At 70.1% G+C, this 19,523-nt stretch carries 16 protein-coding genes; 14 read left to right on the top strand and 2 right to left on the bottom strand.

What is annotated here, in order from left to right:
* The first annotated feature begins 189 nt into the window (after positions 1 to 189).
* On the top strand, positions 190 to 444 hold the full coding sequence (locus tag ACFSXZ_RS23100; RefSeq protein WP_378267581.1) for a WhiB family transcriptional regulator: 255 nt from the start codon (positions 190 to 192) through the stop codon (positions 442 to 444).
* A 222-nt stretch (positions 445 to 666) separates the two neighbouring features.
* Entirely contained in the window at positions 667 to 2,676 is a 2,010-nt protein-coding gene (locus ACFSXZ_RS23105; RefSeq protein ID WP_378267230.1) for a hypothetical protein, read from the top strand.
* Here the strand turns inward: ACFSXZ_RS23105 and ACFSXZ_RS23110 are convergent.
* On the bottom strand, positions 2,637 to 3,101 hold the full coding sequence (locus ACFSXZ_RS23110) for a metallopeptidase family protein (RefSeq protein WP_378267231.1): 465 nt from the start codon (positions 3,099 to 3,101) through the stop codon (positions 2,637 to 2,639). The two genes, ACFSXZ_RS23105 and ACFSXZ_RS23110, sit on opposite strands and share 40 nt — an antisense overlap.
* 99 nt (positions 3,102 to 3,200) lie before the next feature.
* Here ACFSXZ_RS23110 and ACFSXZ_RS23115 point away from each other — a divergent pair, with 99 nt between their 5' ends.
* The 7 genes from ACFSXZ_RS23115 to ACFSXZ_RS23145 all read left to right on the top strand — a co-directional run bounded on the left by ACFSXZ_RS23115 (position 3,201) and on the right by ACFSXZ_RS23145 (position 10,577).
* Positions 3,201 to 3,557, top strand: coding sequence for a DUF3499 domain-containing protein (locus tag ACFSXZ_RS23115; RefSeq protein ID WP_378267232.1), 357 nt, complete (start codon positions 3,201 to 3,203; stop codon positions 3,555 to 3,557).
* Between the two features lie 123 nt (positions 3,558 to 3,680).
* Positions 3,681 to 5,042: a phosphomannomutase/phosphoglucomutase gene (locus tag ACFSXZ_RS23120; RefSeq protein ID WP_378267233.1), complete on the top strand. Its 1,362-nt coding sequence runs from the start codon at positions 3,681 to 3,683 to the stop codon at positions 5,040 to 5,042.
* A 28-nt stretch (positions 5,043 to 5,070) separates the two neighbouring features.
* On the top strand, positions 5,071 to 5,280 hold the full coding sequence (locus ACFSXZ_RS23125; protein WP_378267234.1) for a Trm112 family protein: 210 nt from the start codon (positions 5,071 to 5,073) through the stop codon (positions 5,278 to 5,280).
* Positions 5,255 to 6,358 carry a hypothetical protein gene (locus ACFSXZ_RS23130; protein WP_378267235.1) on the top strand — a complete coding sequence of 368 codons (1,104 nt, stop codon included), beginning with the start codon at positions 5,255 to 5,257 and terminating at the stop codon, positions 6,356 to 6,358. The genes ACFSXZ_RS23125 and ACFSXZ_RS23130 overlap by 26 nt, the downstream gene beginning before the upstream one ends.
* A 220-nt stretch (positions 6,359 to 6,578) precedes the next feature.
* Positions 6,579 to 7,799, top strand: a complete 1,221-nt coding sequence (manA, locus tag ACFSXZ_RS23135) for a mannose-6-phosphate isomerase, class I (RefSeq protein WP_378267236.1) — start codon at positions 6,579 to 6,581, stop codon at positions 7,797 to 7,799.
* Positions 7,800 to 8,052: 253 nt separating this feature from the next.
* Positions 8,053 to 8,970 carry a cation diffusion facilitator family transporter gene (locus ACFSXZ_RS23140; protein ID WP_378267237.1) on the top strand — a complete coding sequence of 306 codons (918 nt, stop codon included), beginning with the start codon at positions 8,053 to 8,055 and terminating at the stop codon, positions 8,968 to 8,970.
* 68 nt (positions 8,971 to 9,038) lie between these two features.
* Positions 9,039 to 10,577, top strand: a complete 1,539-nt coding sequence (locus ACFSXZ_RS23145) for an amino acid permease (protein WP_378267238.1) — start codon at positions 9,039 to 9,041, stop codon at positions 10,575 to 10,577.
* On the opposite strand, the gene ACFSXZ_RS23150 is transcribed toward ACFSXZ_RS23145, so the two are convergent.
* Positions 10,561 to 12,846 (bottom strand): hypothetical protein, encoded by a 2,286-nt coding sequence (locus ACFSXZ_RS23150; protein WP_378267582.1) that lies wholly within the window; start codon positions 12,844 to 12,846, stop codon positions 10,561 to 10,563. The two genes, ACFSXZ_RS23145 and ACFSXZ_RS23150, sit on opposite strands and share 17 nt — an antisense overlap.
* Before the next feature lie 101 nt (positions 12,847 to 12,947).
* Here ACFSXZ_RS23150 and ahcY point away from each other — a divergent pair, with 101 nt between their 5' ends.
* The 5 genes from ahcY (at position 12,948) to ACFSXZ_RS23175 (ending at position 19,468) form a co-directional block, all read left to right on the top strand.
* Positions 12,948 to 14,429: an adenosylhomocysteinase gene (ahcY, locus tag ACFSXZ_RS23155; protein WP_378267239.1), complete on the top strand. Its 1,482-nt coding sequence runs from the start codon at positions 12,948 to 12,950 to the stop codon at positions 14,427 to 14,429.
* A 70-nt stretch (positions 14,430 to 14,499) separates the two neighbouring features.
* Positions 14,500 to 15,153, top strand: a complete 654-nt coding sequence (locus tag ACFSXZ_RS23160; RefSeq protein WP_378267240.1) for a dTMP kinase — start codon at positions 14,500 to 14,502, stop codon at positions 15,151 to 15,153.
* Between the two features lie 127 nt (positions 15,154 to 15,280).
* Positions 15,281 to 15,958, top strand: a complete 678-nt coding sequence (gene mtrA, locus ACFSXZ_RS23165) for an MtrAB system response regulator MtrA (RefSeq protein ID WP_378267241.1) — start codon at positions 15,281 to 15,283, stop codon at positions 15,956 to 15,958.
* A gap of 76 nt (positions 15,959 to 16,034) precedes the next feature.
* Positions 16,035 to 17,696 carry an MtrAB system histidine kinase MtrB gene (gene mtrB, locus ACFSXZ_RS23170; RefSeq protein WP_378267583.1) on the top strand — a complete coding sequence of 554 codons (1,662 nt, stop codon included), beginning with the start codon at positions 16,035 to 16,037 and terminating at the stop codon, positions 17,694 to 17,696.
* Positions 17,693 to 19,468 (top strand): LpqB family beta-propeller domain-containing protein, encoded by a 1,776-nt coding sequence (locus tag ACFSXZ_RS23175; RefSeq protein WP_378267242.1) that lies wholly within the window; start codon positions 17,693 to 17,695, stop codon positions 19,466 to 19,468. The genes mtrB and ACFSXZ_RS23175 overlap by 4 nt, the downstream gene beginning before the upstream one ends.
* The last annotated feature ends 55 nt before the right edge of the window (positions 19,469 to 19,523 follow it).

Genomic DNA, 19,523 nt, shown 5'->3' on the forward strand with positions numbered 1-19,523 from the left:
TGACCTCATCGCATTACACGGGTGTAATCACATTGCTGTCATTCGTCGCTGGCAAGGGGGCGACGGGGACGGCTTCGACACCGCCAGCCTGGGGAGTGCGTGGAAGCTGAGGAGGCGGACGTGCGGTTGGAAGCAGACGGAAGGGAATGGGGGTACGTCGTGGAGTGGGGAGAGGGCCCGGAAGGCGAACTGGGCGACCTCACCGACATCTTCGACCCCGCCGAGCCACCGGAATGGCAGGAGCGTGCCCTGTGCGCGCAGACCGATCCGGAGGCCTTCTTCCCGGAGAAGGGTGGATCGACCCGAGAGGCCAAGCGGATCTGTCAGGGCTGCGAGGTCAAGGCCGAGTGCCTTGAGTACGCCCTGGCGCATGACGAGCGCTTCGGTATCTGGGGTGGACTGTCCGAACGTGAGCGCAGGAAGCTCAAAAAACGCGCCGTCTAGGCCGTGTTTCAAGGGCGTGCGATCGGATTCGCGTAGCCGGGCCGTGGCTCTCGAGCGGCTTTCGGGGATTTTCCCGCCAATGCCCGGCGTCGTCCTGCGGCGTGCCTGTGAGGTGCGGCGCCCGAGGGACCAGTATCTTGCCTGGCACCCGTACCTTTGGTGTGCGGACGGTCCGTCCGGGGAGGACGGACGCCCGTGGCGGGAAGGCAGGCTGGAGAGTCCTTGGCTGAGGAGCGAACCCGAGCCGAGCTGTCCTTTGTGGACAGAATTGTCGTCGCGCGGGTGGCGCCGCCGCTGACCTTGGCGGTCGTGCTGACCGTGCTCGGCCTGTTCGTCAACGGCGGGCGGCTCGGTCTCGATCTCGCGGGCGGGCGGTTGCTTCCGGTCGGCGATCTCGGACAGCTGTGGTCGGCGTACCTGGCCGGCTGGCATCCGGTCGGTGGCGGCACGGCGGGGTCCGCCCCGGCATCGCTGGCGGTCCTCGGCGGGCTGGGGGCGGTCTTCGCGCCGGTGGGCGGTCCGCACGCGCTCGTCGCCGTGCTGTTGCTGGGTGACGCTCCGTTGGCCGGGCTCGCGGCGTACTTCGCCACCCGTCGCCTCCGCGTTTCCCGATGGTCGAGGGCCGGCGCCGCCGCGGTCTACGCCCTGTTGCCCGCGGCGACCGCCGGGGTGGCGCAGGGCCGTTTGGAGGTCGTCGCCGTACACATCCTCCTTCCGTTGGTGACAGCGGGTGTGGTGGCGGTACTCGCGGGTGGCGAGGGATGGCTGCACATCGCTTCCTGGTGTGCGCTCGGGGTGGCGCTGCTGGGCGCGTTTTCCCCGCTGGCGCAAGGGCTTGCGGTGCTGGGGCTGGTCGCCGGTTTCGTCGTGCTGCCCTCGGATCGCGCCGCCTCGGCGGGCTGGAAGCGCGTCGCCTCCGTCGGCATCGTGGTGTTGCTGCCACTGGCGTTGCTGCTGCCATGGCCGACGACGCTGGTCAACCAGCCCGCACTCATCCTGCATGGTCTGAGCGGTCCCGGCACGGCGGTCACGCCCACCCAGTTGATCGGGCTCGATCCGGGCGGACCCGGCGCGCTCCCGGCGGGCATCGCCGTCGTGGTCGCCGCGGTGGCCGCGGTCGCGCTCCGGCCACGTTCGCTGACCGGCCCGGCGACCGGGATGATCATGCTCGGCGTGTGCGGACTGGTCGTGGTGCGGCTGGCCGTGGTGAAGCCGTTGCAGGGCGGGCCATCGGCACCGGGCTTCGCGGGCGTGCCGTTGCTGATGGTCGGCGCCGGCCTGCTGTGGCTGGTGCTCGCTTCGCTCGCCGACGCCCCGGCGCGGGTGCGAAGGCTCCGGACGCCTGCCGTCCTCGCCTGGGTCGTCCTCGTCGCGATCGCCGGCGCGGCAGCGCTGACCGCCGGCCGCGAGGGACCCCTGCGGGCCGGCGGCGGAGACCGGCTCGCCGCGACTCAAGCCGACGAACTGGGGCGTTCCGGGAGGTCGGTGCTCGTCCTCGGCGAGGACGGCGCACCGCCGCGCCAGTCGGGCGGCGGATTTCCGCGGTTCGGCGACGACCAACTCGCGCTCAGTCCCGGCACTCCCGACCGGCTGACCACCTGGCAGGCCGCGCTGGTGCAGCCTTCGTCGGACGCGACCCGCGGCGCGCTCGCGGCCGCCGCGTCGTCGGGCGCGCTGTTCGTGGTCCTGCCTCACGGCGTGGGCGCGGCGCCGGTCGTCGCGGTCGCGCCGGACCTGGCGGTCGCGGTGGAACAGACCCGTGACGGACGTGCCGTGCTGCGGCTGCTTCCGCCCTCGGGCGAGGTCGTCCTGGTCCCGCCCGGCGTGGCCAAGCAGGCCGTCACCGCTTCGTCGCCAGCCACCAGCCTCGGGGTCACGCCGGTCGACGCCGCGCTGCCCGACGTGCGGGTGCGGGTGTCCGAAGGCGTCGCCGGGCGACTGCTGGTGCTGGCCGCCGAGCAGGAGCCGGGATGGCGGGTCACCGTGGACGGCAAGGCGGTACCGATCGTGCCCGCCTGGGGACATCAGGTCGCCGTCGCGGTACCCACGAACAGCTCCACGGTCATCGTGAGCCACACCTCGACCATGCGCGACATTCTGTTGCTCGGTGAGATCGCCGCGCTGCTGTTCACCGCACTGACCTCGATCCCGGCCCGGAGGCGGGCGAAGACGGGCGAAGGCTTCGCCGAGTCCTACTCGCCCTCGATGACGTCCGGCTCCACCCCGAGGTAGCCCGCGACCTGCTCGACCAGCACGTCGTGCACCAGTTCGGCGAGTTCGGCCGGATCCTTGGCGCGAGCTTCGAGGGGGCGACGGTAGAGCACGATCCGCGCCCTCGTCGGCATCCCGGTCCGGTCGACACCGGCGGGAACCAGGCGGGACAGCGGCACCGCGCCGTCGTGCAGCACCCCGTCGGTCTGCTCGGCGGCCTGGCCGCGCACCTCCGGCACGTCGTCCACGGCCACGTCGAGCTTGGTCAGCTGGTCACGCCAGCGGGCTTCGATCGGTTCGAGCGCGTCCAGCACCAACTGGTCGAACTTCTCCGCCCGGCTGACCGCCGCGGGCAGTGACGCGGGGTAGAGCGGTCCGCGCAACCCGCGCCCATGCCGGTCGCGGCGGATGCGCCGCCGTTGTCGGTAACCGCGAGCCGTGGACACAGAGGGAAGGTTACTCGCCGAGGGCACCGCCAAGTGCCCGACCGGCGTGCCGGTGCGCCTGCGTGGAGTTGTCGGTGTGACGCGCTATGGTCCATGTTCGTGTCGAGCGTACGAAAGTGTTCGCGGACGGGGTGCCAACATCCCGCAGTCGCCACGCTGACCTACGCCTACAGCGATTCGACCGCGGTGGTCGGTCCCCTCGCGACGGCGTCCGAGCCGCATTCCTACGACCTGTGCGAACAGCACGCGCTCCGGCTGACGGCCCCGAAGGGCTGGGAGGTCGTCCGGCACGAGGGCGAGTTTTCCGCACCCGACCGCTCCGACGACGAACTGACCGCCCTCGCCGAGGCGGTCCGCGAGGCCGGTCGCACGGACCGGCCCGCGCCGCCCCCCGAACCCGACACTCCGTCCGGCCGGCGTGGTCACCTGCGCGTTCTGCCGGACCCGATTTCCTAGCGCCCGTCACCGAGCCGGTGCGCCGCGGTGCGAAGCGCTTCCGCCGGGACGAGCACAGACTCCGGCAGCCGACCCCGGTAGGCTCTCAGGCATCCGAAGTCGCCGAGGAAAGCCGGAGAGAGCGTGTCAGACCTGTCGGCCATCGTGAAGGCCTACGACATCCGTGGCGTGGTGGGGGAACAACTCGACGCCGGCCTCGTCCGCGATTTCGGTGCCGCCTTCGCGTTGCTGGTCAAACCCGATTCGGACACCGTGGTGATCGGGCACGACATGCGCGAATCGTCTCCCGGACTGGCCGACGCGTTCGCCGACGGCGTCACGTCACAAGGTGTCAACGTGCTCTCGATCGGCCTCGCCAGCACCGATCAGCTCTATTTCGCCTCGGGCTCGCTGAACCTGCCGGGTGCAATGTTCACGGCCAGCCACAACCCCGCCAAGTACAACGGCATCAAGTTGTGCCGGGCCGGCGCCGCGCCGGTCGGCCAGGACTCGGGTCTCGCCGAAATCCGCGACACGGTGGAGCAGGGGGTGCCCGCGCCGGAGGGGCCCAAGGGCACGGTGAGCCGGCGTGACGTGCTCACCGACTACGCGGATTACCTGCGCCGTCTGGTCGACATTTCGACCATCCGTCCGCTGAAGGTGGTCGTGGACGCGGGCAACGGCATGGGCGGGCACACCGTGCCGACCGTGTTCGGCGACAGTGACGGCAAGATCACCGTCGTCCCGATGTACTTCGACCTCGACGGCAGCTTCCCGAACCACGAGGCGAACCCGCTCGACCCGAAGAACCTGGTGGACCTGCAGGCGAAGGTCCGCGAGGTCGGCGCCGACGCCGGCCTGGCCTTCGACGGCGACGCCGACCGCTGCTTCGTCGTGGACGAGAACGGTGATCCGGTCTCCCCGAGCGCGATCACCGCGCTGGTGGCCACCCGCGAACTGGTCAAGGAGCCGGGCGGCACGATCATCCACAATCTGATCACCTCCAAGGCGGTGCCGGAAATCGTCGCCGAGCACGGCGGGAAGCCGGTGCGGACGCGCGTGGGGCACTCGTTCATCAAGGCCGAGATGGCGCGCACCGGCGCGATCTTCGGTGGTGAGCACTCGGCGCACTACTACTTCCGCGACTTCTGGCGTGCCGACACCGGCATGCTGGCCGCGCTGCACGTGCTGGCGGCGCTCGGCGAGCAGGACGGTCCGCTCTCGGAGCTGACCTCCGCGTACCGGCGTTACGCCGCCTCCGGCGAGGTCAACTCGACGGTGGACGACCAGGTGGCCCGCCAGCTCGCGGTCAAGGACGCCTTCGCGAAGCGCCCCGGCGCGACGATCGACGAACTCGACGGGCTCACCGTGGAACTGCCCGGTGGTTGCTGGTTCAACCTCCGCCCGTCCAACACCGAACCGTTGCTGCGCCTCAACGTGGAAGCCCCGACCGAAGGGGAAGTCGAGGCGCTCACCGGTGAAGTCCTGGCGATTGTGCGTGGTTGAGCCAGGAATGGCGTGGTAAGGAGGAAACATGGCTGTCACGCTCGACGCCCAGTTGCTGGAGATCCTGGCGTGCCCCTCGCCCGACCACGCGCCACTGGAGGTGGGCACACCGGACGACCCGGAGGCCGACGCGCTGACCTGTACCGAATGCGGCAGGGTCTTCCCGGTGCGTGACGGTATTCCGGTGCTGCTGCTCGACGAGGCCAGCGAAAATGACACCAGTGCCGACGGTGCTTGACGACACCCTGCTCGACGACCCCGCGCGGCTGGCGGAGGCAGACTCCGCCGGGTTGCTCCGAGCCGCGGCGATGGCCGGTGCCCAGGTGCGGGCGACCGGCGAGCTCGCGGCCGAGATCGGGCTCGCCGACCGTCTGGACATCGGCCGTCCCCGGGCACTCGTCCTCGTGGTCCGGCCCGGCGTCGGCCGCGCGGTGACCCGGCTGCTCGCCGGGTTGCTGGCGCCTTCCTGCCCGGTTCCGGTGGTGATCGCCGATGCCGTGCCGAACTGGATCGGCGCGCTGGACGTCGTCTTCGCCCACACCGACGACCCGGCCGACCGGGAACTGGCGGCGGGGATCGAACGGGCGAGCCGGTTCGGGGCGTCGGTGGTGGTGTCAGGGCCCCAGGACGGTCCGGTGGCGGCCTCGATCGCGGGCAAGGGCATGCTCCTCGCGCCCCGGATCCCGGTACCGCCGGAGTTGACCTTCCCCCGGGGCCTCGCCGCCGGGCTGCTGTGCGCGAACGCACTGGGCCTGCTGGTCGCCGACGTGCAGGCGCTGGCCGACCAGCTCGACTCCGAGGCCGAGCGAGGGCATCTCGCACGAGACTCGTTCACCAACCCGGCGAAGGCGCTGGCCCTGAGGCTCGCGGAGCGGACCCCCCTGCTGTGGGGGCTCGATCCACTCGCGGTCGCCGTGGCCGACCACGCGGCGTACGCGTTGGGCGCCCACGCGGGCACGGTCTGTGATGTCGCCGACTACCGGCAGGCGGTCGCGCGTCCCGCGTTGCTGCGCGCCGCCATCGCGGGCACCGGTGAGCGGGACATCTTCGCCGATCCGGACGTCGATTCCGGCCAGCCGCGGCCGCGCGTGCTCCTGCTCGCGGTGCACAGCGGGCCCGCCGCCGACGCGGCCCGCCACGAGGCCTCGCACACCCTTCCCGGGGCGGGCGTGGTCGCTCCCGCCGACGAGATCGCCGGGGACGACCCTGTTCGCGCTGGTGTTCTCGCGCTACGGTTCGACCTTGCCGCGGTCTACCTCGGGCTCGCGGCGGGAAGTATGGGAGGCGCGGGCCATTACGCGCCCGCGACGGCGTGAGCGCGCTGCGGTTCCCGGTCCGAGAATGAGAAAGGGCACGTGAAATGCCTGGGCGACCGCCACCGTGACCGCCTCGTGCTCCGAGGCCGACGGCCACCAGAGCAGGTGGACAGGCACCGGAGGGCACGCCCGTAGGATCGCGCGAGTCGCGCACGGGCGGTGTGATCGCGGCCATCGCGTTCCCGCGCAAGATCGTCGAAGAAGTAGGAGTTGAGAACCAGTGGAGCTGCTCCGTAACGCCGTGCGGCCATACGCCTGGGGATCGAGAACGATCATCCCGGAGCTCACCGGCCGGGCGGTGCCGGCTCCGCACCCCGAGGCGGAGCTGTGGATGGGGGCACACCCCGGTGACCCGTCACGGATCATCGGTCCGGACGGCGCGGAACGCAGCCTGCTCGAACTCGTCGAAGCCGATCCCGAAGGCCAGCTCGGCGCGCACTGCGCCCAGCGGTGGAACGGGCGGCTCCCGTTCCTGCTGAAGATCCTCGCGGTCGAAGAGCCCCTGTCGATGCAGGCGCACCCGTCCGCGGAGCAGTCGGCCGAGGGATATGCGCGGGAGGAGGCGGCGGGAATCCCCCGGGACGCCTCGAACCGCAACTATCCCGACCCGACGGCGAAGCCCGAGCTGGTCTGCGCGCTCACCGAATTCCACGCGCTCGCCGGGTTCCGCGACCCGGACCGCACGGTCAAACTGCTGCGCGCCGTCGAGACGCCCGGCCTGGCCAAGTACACCGAGTTGCTCGCGGCTCAGCCGGACTCGGCGGGGTTGCGGGCCTTGTTCACCACGTGGATCACGCTTCCGCAGGCCAATCTCGACGTGTTGCTGCCCGAGGTGCTGGACGCCTGTGTCGCCCACGTCAAGGAGCACGGCGAGTTCGACCTGGAATGCCGCACCATCCTCGAACTCGGCGAGGCGCATCCCCGTGACGCGGGTGTGCTGGCGGCGTTGCTGCTCAACCGGCTCGTCCTCGGCGCGGGCGAGGCGATCTTCCTGCCTGCCGGCAATCTGCACCTCTACCTGCACGGGACCGCGGTGGAGATTCTCGCCAACTCCGACAACATCCTCCGCTGCGGGCTGACACCGAAGCACGTGGACGTGCCGGAGTTGTTGCGGGTGGTGGACTTCACCTGCTGTGACATGCCGATTCTGTCCGGTGAGCCGACCGACTGCGGTGCCGTCTACCGCACCGGCGCGCCCGAATTCGAGTTGTCCCGCTGCGAATGGGACACCGGAGACCGGCACGAACTGCGGATTCCCAACGGCCGCCCGCAGATCCTGCTGTGCACGGCGGGCACCCTGTTCGTGCGGGCCGGTGACGGCCGCTCACTGGAACTGGCCCGCGGCCAGTCGATGTGGCTGTCCGCCTCCGATCCGGAGGCGGCCGTCCATCCCGTCGGCGAAGGCCCGGCCCAGCTCTTCCGTGCCACCTCCGGGACGTAAGACCCTGTGTCGCCCCGTTGACAACGCTTGCGAGCAGCGCATCTAGGCTGCGTTTTCCAAGGCGCGCGATCGGATTTGCGTAGCCGGGCCGTGACTACCGTGATGCTGTCCTGTGCGCGGTTCGGCGGCCCGCCTCCACAAATCCGAAGCCTCCGGCCCGCGCGCCCGCCTCAAGTCGGGCGAGAACACGGGCTTCGAGGGCGCGGTTTAGGCTGCGATTCGGGCAATTCGGAAACGACTCCAGGGGGTCACTGTGTCGGCAGGCGGCGGAACCAGGGCGATTCTCGCGGCGCTGGCCGCCAACGCGGGAATCGCGGTGGCCAAGTTCGTGGGGTTCGTGTTCACCGGCTCGTCGTCGATGCTCGCCGAGTCGGTGCACTCCCTCGCCGACACCTCCAACCAGGGGTTGCTGCTCCTCGGCCAGAAGCAGTCGCGGCGCAAGGCGACCCCTGAGCACCCGTTCGGCTTCGGCCGCGAGCGCTACTTCTACTCGTTCGTCGTGGCCCTGTTGCTGTTCACGCTCGGCGCGGCGTTCGCCGTGTACGAGGGTATTCACAAGATCGAACACCCCGAGCCGCTGTCCACCCCGCTGGTCGCGGTGCTCATCCTGGTGATCGCGATCGGGCTGGAGAGCTACAGCTTCGTCACCGCGATCAGGGAATCGCGCCGGATCAAGGGTTCGCGGTCGTGGTGGGGCTTCATCCGCCAGTCACGGACACCGGAACTGCCGGTCGTGTTGCTGGAGGACACCGGTGCGCTGGTCGGCCTGGCGTTCGCCCTGGCGGGCGTGGGGCTTTCGGTGATCACCGGTGACGCGGTGTGGGACGGAGTGGGCACGCTGGCCATCGGCATCCTGCTCGGTGTCATCGCGATCATCCTCATCGTGGAGATGAAGAGCCTGCTCATCGGCGAAGGCGCCACCGAGACCGAACTGCGCCAGATCGTCACCGAACTCGTCGCAGGCGAGGTGGACCGGGTGATCCACATCCGGACGCTCTATCTCGGGCCCGACGAACTCCTGGTGGCCGCGAAGCTCGCGCTGCGGCGCAATCTGACCGTCGTCGACGTCGCACGGGCCATCGACGACGCGGAGGCACGGGTCCGCGCCAAGATTCCCACGGTGAGCCTGATCTATCTCGAACCCGACCTCGATCGCGAGTTGATCAGTTGAGTCGCCGCCCACCACCCTGCCAATTAGGGTTTGAGTGAACCTCCGGCTCGAGGACAACGGGAGGAACCTTGGTGGGCAACAGTTTGCTGCGGACGAAGTCCGTGGAGCAGTCGATCAGGGACACCGACGAACCCGGTACCCGGTTGCGGCGGAACCTCTCCGCCTGGGACCTGACGGTGTTCGGCGTCGCGGTCGTGATCGGCGCCGGTATCTTCACGCTGACCGCCAGGACGGCGGGTGACTACGCGGGACCTTCGGTCTCGATCGCGTTCGTGCTGGCCGCCGTCGCCTGCGGGCTGGCCGCGCTCTGCTACGCCGAGTTCGCCTCCACGGTGCCGGTCGCCGGGAGCGCGTACACGTTTTCGTACGCGACCTTCGGTGAGTTCGTCGCCTGGATCATCGGCTGGGACCTGGTGCTGGAACTGGCGGTCGGCGCGGCCGCGGTCGCGAAGGGCTGGTCGATCTACCTCGAGACCGTCCTCGGCTACCTCTTCGGCGAGGGCACGAAGACCACCACGCAGCTGGGCGGCATCACCTTCGACTGGGGATCGCTGGTGCTGGTGGTCGTCCTGTCCGCGGTGCTGGCCGTCGGGACGAAGTTGTCGTCGCGGGTGTCGATGGTCATCACGGCGATCAAGGTGATGATCGTCCTGTTCGTCATCGTGCTCGGGCTGTTCTACGTCAAGGCTGCCAACTACCACCCCTACATCCCGCCCGCGGCGGGCAGCGGCTCCGGCGAGAGTGGCGTGAACCAGTCCCTCTTCTCACTTGTCGCGGGTGGGTCGACGAGCACCTTCGGCACGTTCGGGCTGCTGGCCGGTGCGTCACTGGTGTTCTTCGCCTTCATCGGCTTCGACATCGTGGCGACGACCGCCGAGGAGACGCGTAACCCGCAGAAATCCGTTCCCCGCGGCATTTTCGGCTCGCTCGCGATCGTGACCGTGCTCTACGTCGCCGTGTCGCTGGTGGTCGTCGGCATGGTGCCGTTCAAGGAACTGGCGACTTCGGCGGGCGACGGCAGCCACAAGACGCTCGCGACGGCGTTCTCCCTCAACGGCGTGCACTGGGCGGCCAACGTGATCTCGATCGGCGCGCTGGCGGGTCTCACCACCGTGGTGATGGTGCTGATGCTGGGCCAGGTGCGGGTGATCTTCGCGATGTCACGGGACGGCCTGCTGCCCCGGGGACTGGCCCGCACCAGCAACCGGGGTACCCCGGCCAGGGCGACGCTGCTGATCGGCGTGCTGGTCGCGGCCACCGCGGCCTTCTTTCCCGCGGACAAGCTGGAGGAAATGGTCAACGTCGGCACGCTGTTCGCGTTCGTGCTGGTGTCCGGTGGGGTGCTGATCCTGCGACGAACGCATCCGGAGCTGCCACGGGCGTTCCGGGTGCCGTGGGTCCCGCTGGTCCCGATCCTCGCGATCGTCGCCTGTGTGTGGCTGATGCTGAACCTCACCGTGCTGACCTGGCTGCGGTTCGTCGTCTGGATGGCGGTCGGCATGGTGATCTACTTCGCCTACGGCCGCCGGAACTCCCTGCTCGGCCGAACGGCCCCGCAGGACGCGGAGGGGCCGTCCGGGCGGAGCGAGGTCACCGAAACAGGTTGAGGTTGATCGGCAGGTCGGGGAACAGCGGAACCTGTTCCCCGGCCGGCCGGGGCGGTGCCACCGGCAGCTCCAGGCCCGCGGCCATGGCGACGGCGCGGTCCCATTCGGGGTCGACCTCGTAGTCGGAGTGCCCGAGCACGCCGGCCGCCCATCGCCGCGTGCCGGGTGCGCCGCGGATCGGGTCGGGCAGCCAGTGGTCGCCGCCGAGCACGAGCGCACCGGTCGGGCCGGGTAAGGCGGCGGGCAAGGGCCCGGCGGTGCCGTTGACGCGGTAACCCTCGCCGATCAGCTTGCCGTCCACCACCTGCTGCCGCCACGTCGTCACCCCGCCGCCGAAGATGTCGGTACCGCGCGCGAGCCCCCGCCACCGGCCTTCGAGCGCACCGTAGAGCGAGGTCAGCGAGCGGTGTGAAAGCACCGCGGGGAAGGCCCGCTGGTAGCCCCACTGCAACGGAGAGCCCGCCGTGAGCAGGCCGACGCGGTCCCGGTCGACGTCCGGTCCGTGCATCAGCCGCGCGGTGGCGATCAGGGCGAGCAGACTGCCGAGGTTGTCCCCGGCCAGCACGACCCGGGTGTTCGGCTCGGCGAGATGTTCCTTGGCCCTGGCCGCGAGTTCGGGGACGACCTTCAGCGCGTAACAGGGCGGCACCGTGGGGTGCGCGGCGCGCGGCCAGAAACACACGAGATCGGCGAGCGCGCCGAGGTGACGGTTGCGGCCGGGCTTCGTGGCCGCCGTGTAGACCACGCGCAGCAGCCCCACGGCCATCGCGCCCAGCGCGAACAGGCCGAGGGCGGACAGCGCGCCGAGACGGCCGGGCAGTCCGTGCTGCGTGAACCGGGCCACCAGCAGTCCGGCCGCGCACACCGACATGCCGATGACCACGGCCGGAACCAGATGGTGCAGGTGCCGCCGCTCCCATGCGGAACGGGCCCACGCCCGGCCGGCGAGCCGTTCCTCACCGGGACTGTCCTGCAGGAGCCGTACCGCCTCGGGGACACCGCGGGCGCGCCACCGAGCCGGGACCCCGACCGCGAAGCCGAGGGCGGCCGCGATGCCAGCCATGACCAGGCCCGCGCCCCACAGCATGGTCACCGGCGTGTAGCTCTCGGGCAGACGGAGGCCCGTGTCTCCGAGGAGGCGGCGTGCCCCTATCGCCAGCCCGGCGCCGAATCCGGCTCCGAGCAGCACGGCCAGCGCGACCACCGGGGCCGCCGCCCATCCGCCGAGCCACGGCCGCAGGCGCGTGGGCAGGGAACGCCAGGTGCGGCGGGCCAGCAGCGCGGCAGGGACGAGAGCGACCGCGAAGAGCACCGAGACACCCAGCAGCGTGGCACCCAGCGTCTGGACCGTCACATCGGATCCGGCGCGGGGCTCGAATCCGGCGGCGGCCGCCATCAGCAGTGCGGCCGCCACGAGGACGCCGCGCCGGGCACCTTTGCCCAGTTCACGGACATCGGCGGCGGTGAGTGTCACCGTCGCCAGGACGAGCGCCAGCGCCAGCATCCAGACCAGCCGTTCGGGCAGTCGCTCCGGCGTGTCGAACGGACCGCCCAGAGCGAGCAAGGTGACGGAGGCGAGCCCCGCCACCGCGTGCAGGCAGCGCGGCGCGGAGGAGCCCGTGGCGCGCAGCGTGTCGCCCGGCAGGCCCACGTCACGCGCCGGAGCTTCGTTCGCGTTGACCCGCCAGTTCGTGCCGGACAGCCGGTACAGGACGAAGATCACCACCACCATCGGCAGCAGGCCCGCGCCGAGGCGCAGGGGCGTGATCTCACGCAGACCGCGGGGAATGGCGGGCAGGCAGTGACTCGCCGGAGCCAGGCACTGCCCGGCGAACAGGTCGAGGGCGACGACCGCGAGCTGGCTGACCAGGAGCATGGTCAGCAGGAGCCCGGCCACGCGCAGAAGCGCGCGGCACAGCGCGCCGAGCACGGTGGCCGCCCGGCTGCCCTCGGGCACCGGTGGCAGCATCCAGTACGCGACGTTCGCCAGGGAGAAGGGGAACAACAGGGCCCAGGTCGCCTTCGCCGCGCCGCCCGACGTCATCGTGCCCCACAGGTAGCCCTCCAACGTGCGGGGCACGGGCCTGCCGATCGCGTGGAGCACCGGGCCGGGCGCGGGCCGGCGCAGGCGGTCCGACGGACGGATCACCCGCCCGATCCCGTCCCCCGCGACCTCGACCGTGCTCACGGCGTCGAGCAGTGATTCGCCGCTCGTACCGCTCAGCCCGGGCACGCGCAGTTCGACGATCCGGGTCTCGGGGCCGGGAATCGGCACGAGCAGCCCTCCTTGTGAACGTCCGGCGAATGTGTCACGCGATGAACGGACAACGGTACTGTGCTGTTGTCGCCGATTCTTGGAGGAAATGCCCGATGACCCCCGAAAGCGTTGCCAAGCGCCATGACGTACGCAACGGTTTGGAATTCGCGGTGGCCGATCTGGAGCTGGCAGGCTTCGGCCGCAACGAGATCCGGCTGGCCGAGCACGAGATGCCGGGGTTGATGGCATTACGGGAGGAGTACTCGGAGGTCTTCCCGCTGCGGGGAGCGCGGATCACGGGCTCGCTGCACATGACGGTGCAGACGGCGGTGCTGATCGAGACGCTGGTCGCGCTGGGCGCGGAAGTCCGGTGGGCCTCCTGCAACATCTTCTCCACCCAGGACCACGCGGCCGCGGCGGTGGTCGTGGGCCCGCACGGAACGGCGGAGGCGCCACGGGGCGTGCCCGTGTTCGCGTGGAAGGGCGAATCGCTCGAAGAGTACTGGTGGTGCACGGAACGGGCGCTGACCTGGGATGACGGGGAAACCCACGGTCCGAACATGATCCTGGACGACGGTGGCGACGCGACCATGCTGGTGCACCGGGGGACCAGCTACGAGCAGGCGGGCGTCGTGCCGCAGCCGGAGGACAACGACCCCGACGAGTGGAAGGTCTTCCTGGGGCTGCTGCGCGAGTCGCTGGCGGCCGACGCGGGCAAGTGGACCCGCATCGGGGAGGGCATCCGGGGCGTGACCGAGGAGACCACCACCGGTGTGCTGCGGCTGTACCAGCTCGCCGCGGCGGGTGAGCTGCTGTTCCCCGCGATCAACGTCAACGACTCGGTGACCAAGAGCAAGTTCGACAACCGTTACGGCATCCGGCATTCGCTGATCGACGGGATCAACCGTGGCACCGACGTGCTCATCGGCGGCAAGGTCGCGGTGGTGTGCGGTTACGGCGATGTGGGCAAGGGCGCGGCGGAGTCGCTGGTGGGCCAGGGCGCCCGGGTGATCGTGACCGAGATCGACCCGATCTGCGCGCTGCAGGCGACGATGGACGGCTACCAGGTCAAGACCCTGGAGTCGGCGCTGCCCGAGGCCGACATCGTGATCACCACGACGGGCAACAAGGACGTGGTGATGGCCGAGCACATGGCGCGGATGAAGCACCAGACGATCGTGGGCAACATCGGGCATTTCGACAACGAGATCGACATCGCCGGTCTCACCCGCTACCCGGGCATCCGGCGGACCACCATCAAGCCCCAGGTCGACGAGTGGGTCTTCCCTGACGGGCATTCGATCATCGTGCTGTCCGAAGGCCGCCTGCTGAACCTGGGCAACGCCACCGGTCACCCGAGCTTCGTGATGTCGAACAGTTTCTCCAACCAGGTGATCGCCCAGATCGAGTTGTTCACGAAGCCGGACGAATACGACCGCGAGGTCTACCGGCTGCCCAAGAAACTGGACGAAAAGGTGGCCCGTATCCACCTCCAGGCCCTCGGCGGTGAACTCACCAAGCTCACCAAGGAACAGGCCGAATACATCGACGTCGACCCCGAGGGCCCGTTCAAGTCCGACCACTACCGCTACTGATCCGACGGCGGGCGGGCCGGGAGCGATGTCGCTTCCGGCCCCACACTCGAGGCACCGATAGTCTCGTGTGGTGGGCCGACTCGTGGTGATCGAAGGGCTGGACGGCGCGGGCAAACGCACCTTGACCGATTCGCTGACGAAGGCGCTGCACGACGCGGGCGCGACCGTGACGACGCTGGCGTTCCCACGGTACGGCCGCGACGTGCACGCCGACCTCGTGCGTGAAGCGCTTCACCATGAGCACGGTGACCTCGGCGCTTCCGTCTACGGGATGGCGCTGCTCTACGCGCTCGACCGCCGTGACGCCGCGGACGTCATCCGCGCCGGCCTCGATCTGCACGACATCGTGTTGTTGGATCGCTACGTAGCGTCGAACGCCGCCTATGGCGCGGCGCGGCTGCGCCAGGACGCGCGGGGCGAGTTCGTGCGCTGGGTTCGTGAGCTGGAGATCGACCGGTTCGGACTGCCCGTTCCGGCCGCGCAACTCCTTCTCCGGGTCTCGCCCGGCGTCGCCGCGGCGCGCGCCGAGCACCGGGCCCGGTCCGAGAACGGCCGCGCCAAGGACGCGTTCGAATCCGACGACGGACTCCAGTCGCGCTGCGCCGGCGTCTACGACCAACTGGCCGCCGAGGGATGGCTCTCGCCGTGGAAGGTGCTCGACGGGACGGAGCGGTTCGACGCGGCCGGCCTCGCACAGGAGCTTGCCGCGGAGAATTTGCCTTGAGAAGCAACGACTTCTGTGTCGTTTCCGTGCGCGTGGGGCAGGCCTTCCACTGGTCCATCCGAGCTAAGCTCCACGTTGATACCGGGTCGGGGGTCACGAACGGTGTCCGGAGTGCGAATATGTGGACATGAAGGCACGTGTCTTGGTGGTCGACGACGACCCCGCGCTCGCGGAGATGCTTACGATCGTGCTGCGCGGGGAGGGGTTCGACACTGCCGTCGTGGCCGACGGTTCCCGGGCGTTACCCGCGCTGCGCGAGTTGAAACCCGATCTCGTGCTGCTGGACCTGATGCTGCCAGGAATGAACGGGATCGACGTGTGCAAGGCCATCAGAGCCGAGTCCGGGGTTCCGATCGTCATGCTCACGGCGAAGAGCGACACCGTCGACATCGTGCTGGGTCTCGAATCCGGCGCCGACGACTACGTGGTCAAACCGTTCAAGCCGAAGGAACTGGTGGCCAGGGTGCGGGCGCGGATGCGCCGCACCGAGGCGGAACCGGCCGAGTCGCTGGCCATCGGCGACCTGACCATCGACGTGCCCGGACACGAGGTGACCAGGGAGGGCAAGGCCATCCCGCTGACTCCGCTCGAGTTCGACCTACTGGTGGCGCTGGCCCGGAAACCACGGCAGGTGTTCACCCGCGAGGTCCTGCTGGAGCAGGTCTGGGGCTACCGGCATGCGGCCGACACGCGCCTGGTCAACGTGCATGTGCAGCGGTTGCGGTCGAAGGTCGAACGGGACCCGGAGCACCCCGAGGTCGTGCTGACCGTGCGTGGCGTCGGGTACAAGGCGGGCCCGCCGTAAGACCGGGATGGATGTGCCAGTAGTGAACTCACGAGGCGGTACCCGGGCGCTGGGACAACGCCTCCGTGCCTCCCGCGTGGTGGGGCTCGTCCGCCGGGTGACCGCCTTCGCGCGCGGCCGGGCGGTCGCCTTCGGGGAACTGTGGCGGCACTCCCTGCAGTTCCGCGTCACCGTGTCGACGCTCGCGCTTTCGTCGGCGGTGGTGTTCGTGCTGGGCATGGTGCTGCAGAACCAGATCACCACCCGGCTCACCGACACCAAACGCCAGGCCGCGGTGGCGCAGACCCAGCAGGTCGTCGGCACGGCCGAGAGCGAGCTGGTCGGGATCAGCGACCAGGACGCGCTGACCGGACGGCTGGCGACCGTGCTCAAGAAGGTCACCAGCAGTTCGTCGGAAGACCCGGGGTCGGCGGCGTCGGCGGCCGGTGCCTTCGAGCCGGTGCTCACCGCGGGCGGGGCCAACTCGACCGACTCGGCGGGCCCGATCTGGAAGGTACCCGACTCGCTGCAACGCTTCGCCGAGGCCAACGAGGTGGCCTGGCAGATCCATACGGTCGAGGACACGGCGGGCAGCCGCACCACGTACCTGATCGTCGGCGCGCCGGTCACCACCACCGGGCGGCCCATCCAGCTCTATCTCCTGTTCCCGATGACGGCCGAGCAGAACACGGTCACCACGGTGCAGAACACGCTGCTCGTCGGCGGTCTGGTGCTGCTCGGCCTGCTGGCCGGGATCACCAACCTGGTCACCCGGCAGGTCGTCCGCCCGGTCCGCCAGGCCGCGGCCGCCGCGGCCCGCTTCGCCGGTGGCGACCTGGACCAGCGGCTGCCGGTCGTGGGCGAGGACGACCTGTCCAAACTGGCGACCTCCTACAACGAAATGGCGGCGAGTATCCAGCGCCAGATCCGCCAGCTCGAGGAGTTCGGCACCCTTCAGCGCCGGTTCACCTCGGACGTCTCCCACGAACTGCGCACCCCGCTGACCACCGTCCGGATGGCCGCGGACGTGCTGCACGCGTCGCGCGAGCAGTTCCCCGCCGGACTCGCCCGGTCCACCGAGCTTCTGGTCGACGAGCTCGACCGGTTCGAGGCACTGCTCGGCGATCTGCTGGAGATCAGCCGCCTGGACGCGGGGGTCGAAGAGCTGGCCGCCGAGTACATCGACGTGGCGCCGGTGGTGCTGCGGGCGGTCGAACAGGTCCAGGTCATCGCCGGCACCGCGGGCAGTCCCATCGAGGTCGACGTGCCGGAGGACGAGACGGCGGCGGAGATCGATCCCCGGCGGGTCGAGCGCATCCTCCGCAACCTGCTGGCCAACGCGGTCGACCACAGCGAAGGCAGGCCGGTGCGGATCACGCTCGCGGCCAACGACCACGCGGTCGCGGTCACCGTGCGGGACCACGGCGTCGGTTTGCGGCCGGGTGAGGCCGACTTGGTGTTCAACCGGTTCTGGCGTGCCGACCCGTCGCGCAACCGGCGGACCGGCGGGACCGGTCTCGGGCTGGCCATCAGTCACGAGGACGCGCGCCTGCACGGCGGGCAGCTCCAGGCTTGGGGCCAGCCCGGGCAGGGTGCCTGTTTCCGGCTCATCCTGCCGCGCCGCCAGGGCGAACCGTTCGGGGAGAGCCCGCTTCCGCTTCCACCGCCGGACAAACCGGCGAACGGCGTGTCTTCTCCCGGGGTGACTTCCGATTACCCTGTGGGCGTCCTGGAGCTCCGCAGGGAGGACGCACAGTGAGACGAACCGGGCGGCTGCGCGCCGTCTTCGTGCGCGTGGCCGCCCTCTGTTCCGGGCTGGTGCTCGTGGCGGGCTGCGCGACGGTTCCGGAGGAGTCGCAGCCGGTCGCGGTCCCGCAGGGCGAGCTCGGCCAGGCCTCGAATCCCGACGTTCCTCAGCCCGCTCGGGACATCGACGCGCTGACCGTCGTCCGCGATTTCGTGCACGCCAGTGCCCAGCCGTTGTCCAACAACGGGGCGGCCCGCCTGTACCTGGCCGACGCGGGCAAGGACTGGCACCCGGGCAAGGTCATGAACGTCATCGACGACCAGTTCAACACCGTGTACTCCTCGGGAGGCGAACCTCCGCAGGACCCGAACCAGGTGGTCGTCTTCATCCACGGGACCAGCCTCGGCATGCTCGGCCGGGACAACGCCTTCATCCCCGCCAAGAGGGCCTACGACATGCCGTTGGTGGTGCAGAAGCAGACCGACGGCCAGTGGCGGATCGTCAACCCGCCGGACACCATGGTGGTCGCCTACAGCGACTTCACCGCCAACTACGTGCGTGTGCCGGTGTACTTCTTCGCCCAGGACTCGAACACCGTCGTGCCCGATCTCCGGTACGTGGCGGGGGTGCCGCAGTCGGGGCTGGCGGACCGGGTGGTGCGGTTGCTGCTTTCGGGGCCTTCCGATCAGCTCAGTGGCGCGGTGCGCAACCCGCTGCCCGAGGGGGCCTCCACGGACGGGACCGTGACCGCGACCGGGGACGGTGCCCTGATGGTGCCGTTGACCGGGGTCGGCGACCAGACCCAGGAAGTCAAGCGGATGATCGCCGCGCAGGTCGTGCTGTCCCTGCAGACGGTGACGCCGAACCGGGTGCGGCTGCTTTCCGACGGTGTCCCGCTGGTCGACGGGCAGGCGGAGTGGCTGCCGTCGGAGCTGCCTTCCTACACCGGACTGGCGTCGCCCAGCGCCGACCAGCCCGGCCTGATGGTCGCCACGAGCCGGATCCGGTCGCTCGGCGATGGCGGGCCGATTCAGGGATCCGCGGGGGCGGGCGTGTACAACGCGATCAGCGCGGCCCAGTCGATCGACGGCAGGCAGCTCGCGATCGTCGACGAGGAGGGTGGACGGCAGCGGCTCCGGGTCGGTGGGTTCGGCCGGGAGGTGCCGCTGGTGAGCAGCCCCGGCGGCCCGCTCTCCGGGGGAACACTGACCAGGCCGACCTGGCGGCCGAGCGCGACCGCCGACGGCACCGCGGGTGAGGTGTGGACCGTGGTCGACGGGGAGACCGTGCTGCGCGTGCTGCGGACTCCCGACGGCAGCTGGATGCCTCAGGTGGTCAACGCCGAGGACGTGCTGGCCGTCGGTCCGATCAGCGTGCTCCGGCTCTCGCGCGACGGCGCGAGGGCGGCGATAGTGATCAACGGTCAGCTGCTGGTCGCGGCGGTGGTGCGCACGCAGGACGCGGTGCAGTTGCGTGGTCTGCGGAGCCTGCAGACGGGCGCCTTGACCGGGGTGGTGGACGTGGACTGGCTGAGCCAGGACAGCCTGGTGGCGGCGACCACGATGCCCTCGCAGCCCGTCGTCAAGGTGCCGATCGACGGTCTGCGGATGGACGCCTTCAACAGTTCGAATCTGACGCCTCCGGTGCGCTCGATCACCGCCGCACCCGGCCGTTCGGTCGTGGTGGCCGATTCCGGCGGACTGTGGACGGCTTCCGATGTCGGCGAGGTCTGGCGTCCCCACCCGCACACGCTTCCCAAAGCATCGCCTTTCTATCCCGGCTGAGTCACCGGCGCTTGCGGCGAAACTGTCGGTGGCCACCGGCACACTGTCCGTATGC

The sequence above is a fragment of the Amycolatopsis pigmentata genome (genome assembly GCF_042684065.1).
Classification (GTDB): Bacteria; Actinomycetota; Actinomycetes; order Mycobacteriales; family Pseudonocardiaceae; genus Amycolatopsis_E; species Amycolatopsis_E pigmentata.

Coding starts and splice junctions, on each gene's coding strand:
- mtrA (WP_378267241.1), top strand. CDS start 15,281: ATGAAGGCACGTGTCTTGGTGGTCGACGACGACCCCGCGCTCGCGGAG.
- ACFSXZ_RS23130 (WP_378267235.1), top strand. CDS start 5,255: ATGACACCAGTGCCGACGGTGCTTGACGACACCCTGCTCGACGACCCC.
- ahcY (WP_378267239.1), top strand. CDS start 12,948: ATGACCCCCGAAAGCGTTGCCAAGCGCCATGACGTACGCAACGGTTTG.
- ACFSXZ_RS23125 (WP_378267234.1), top strand. CDS start 5,071: ATGGCTGTCACGCTCGACGCCCAGTTGCTGGAGATCCTGGCGTGCCCC.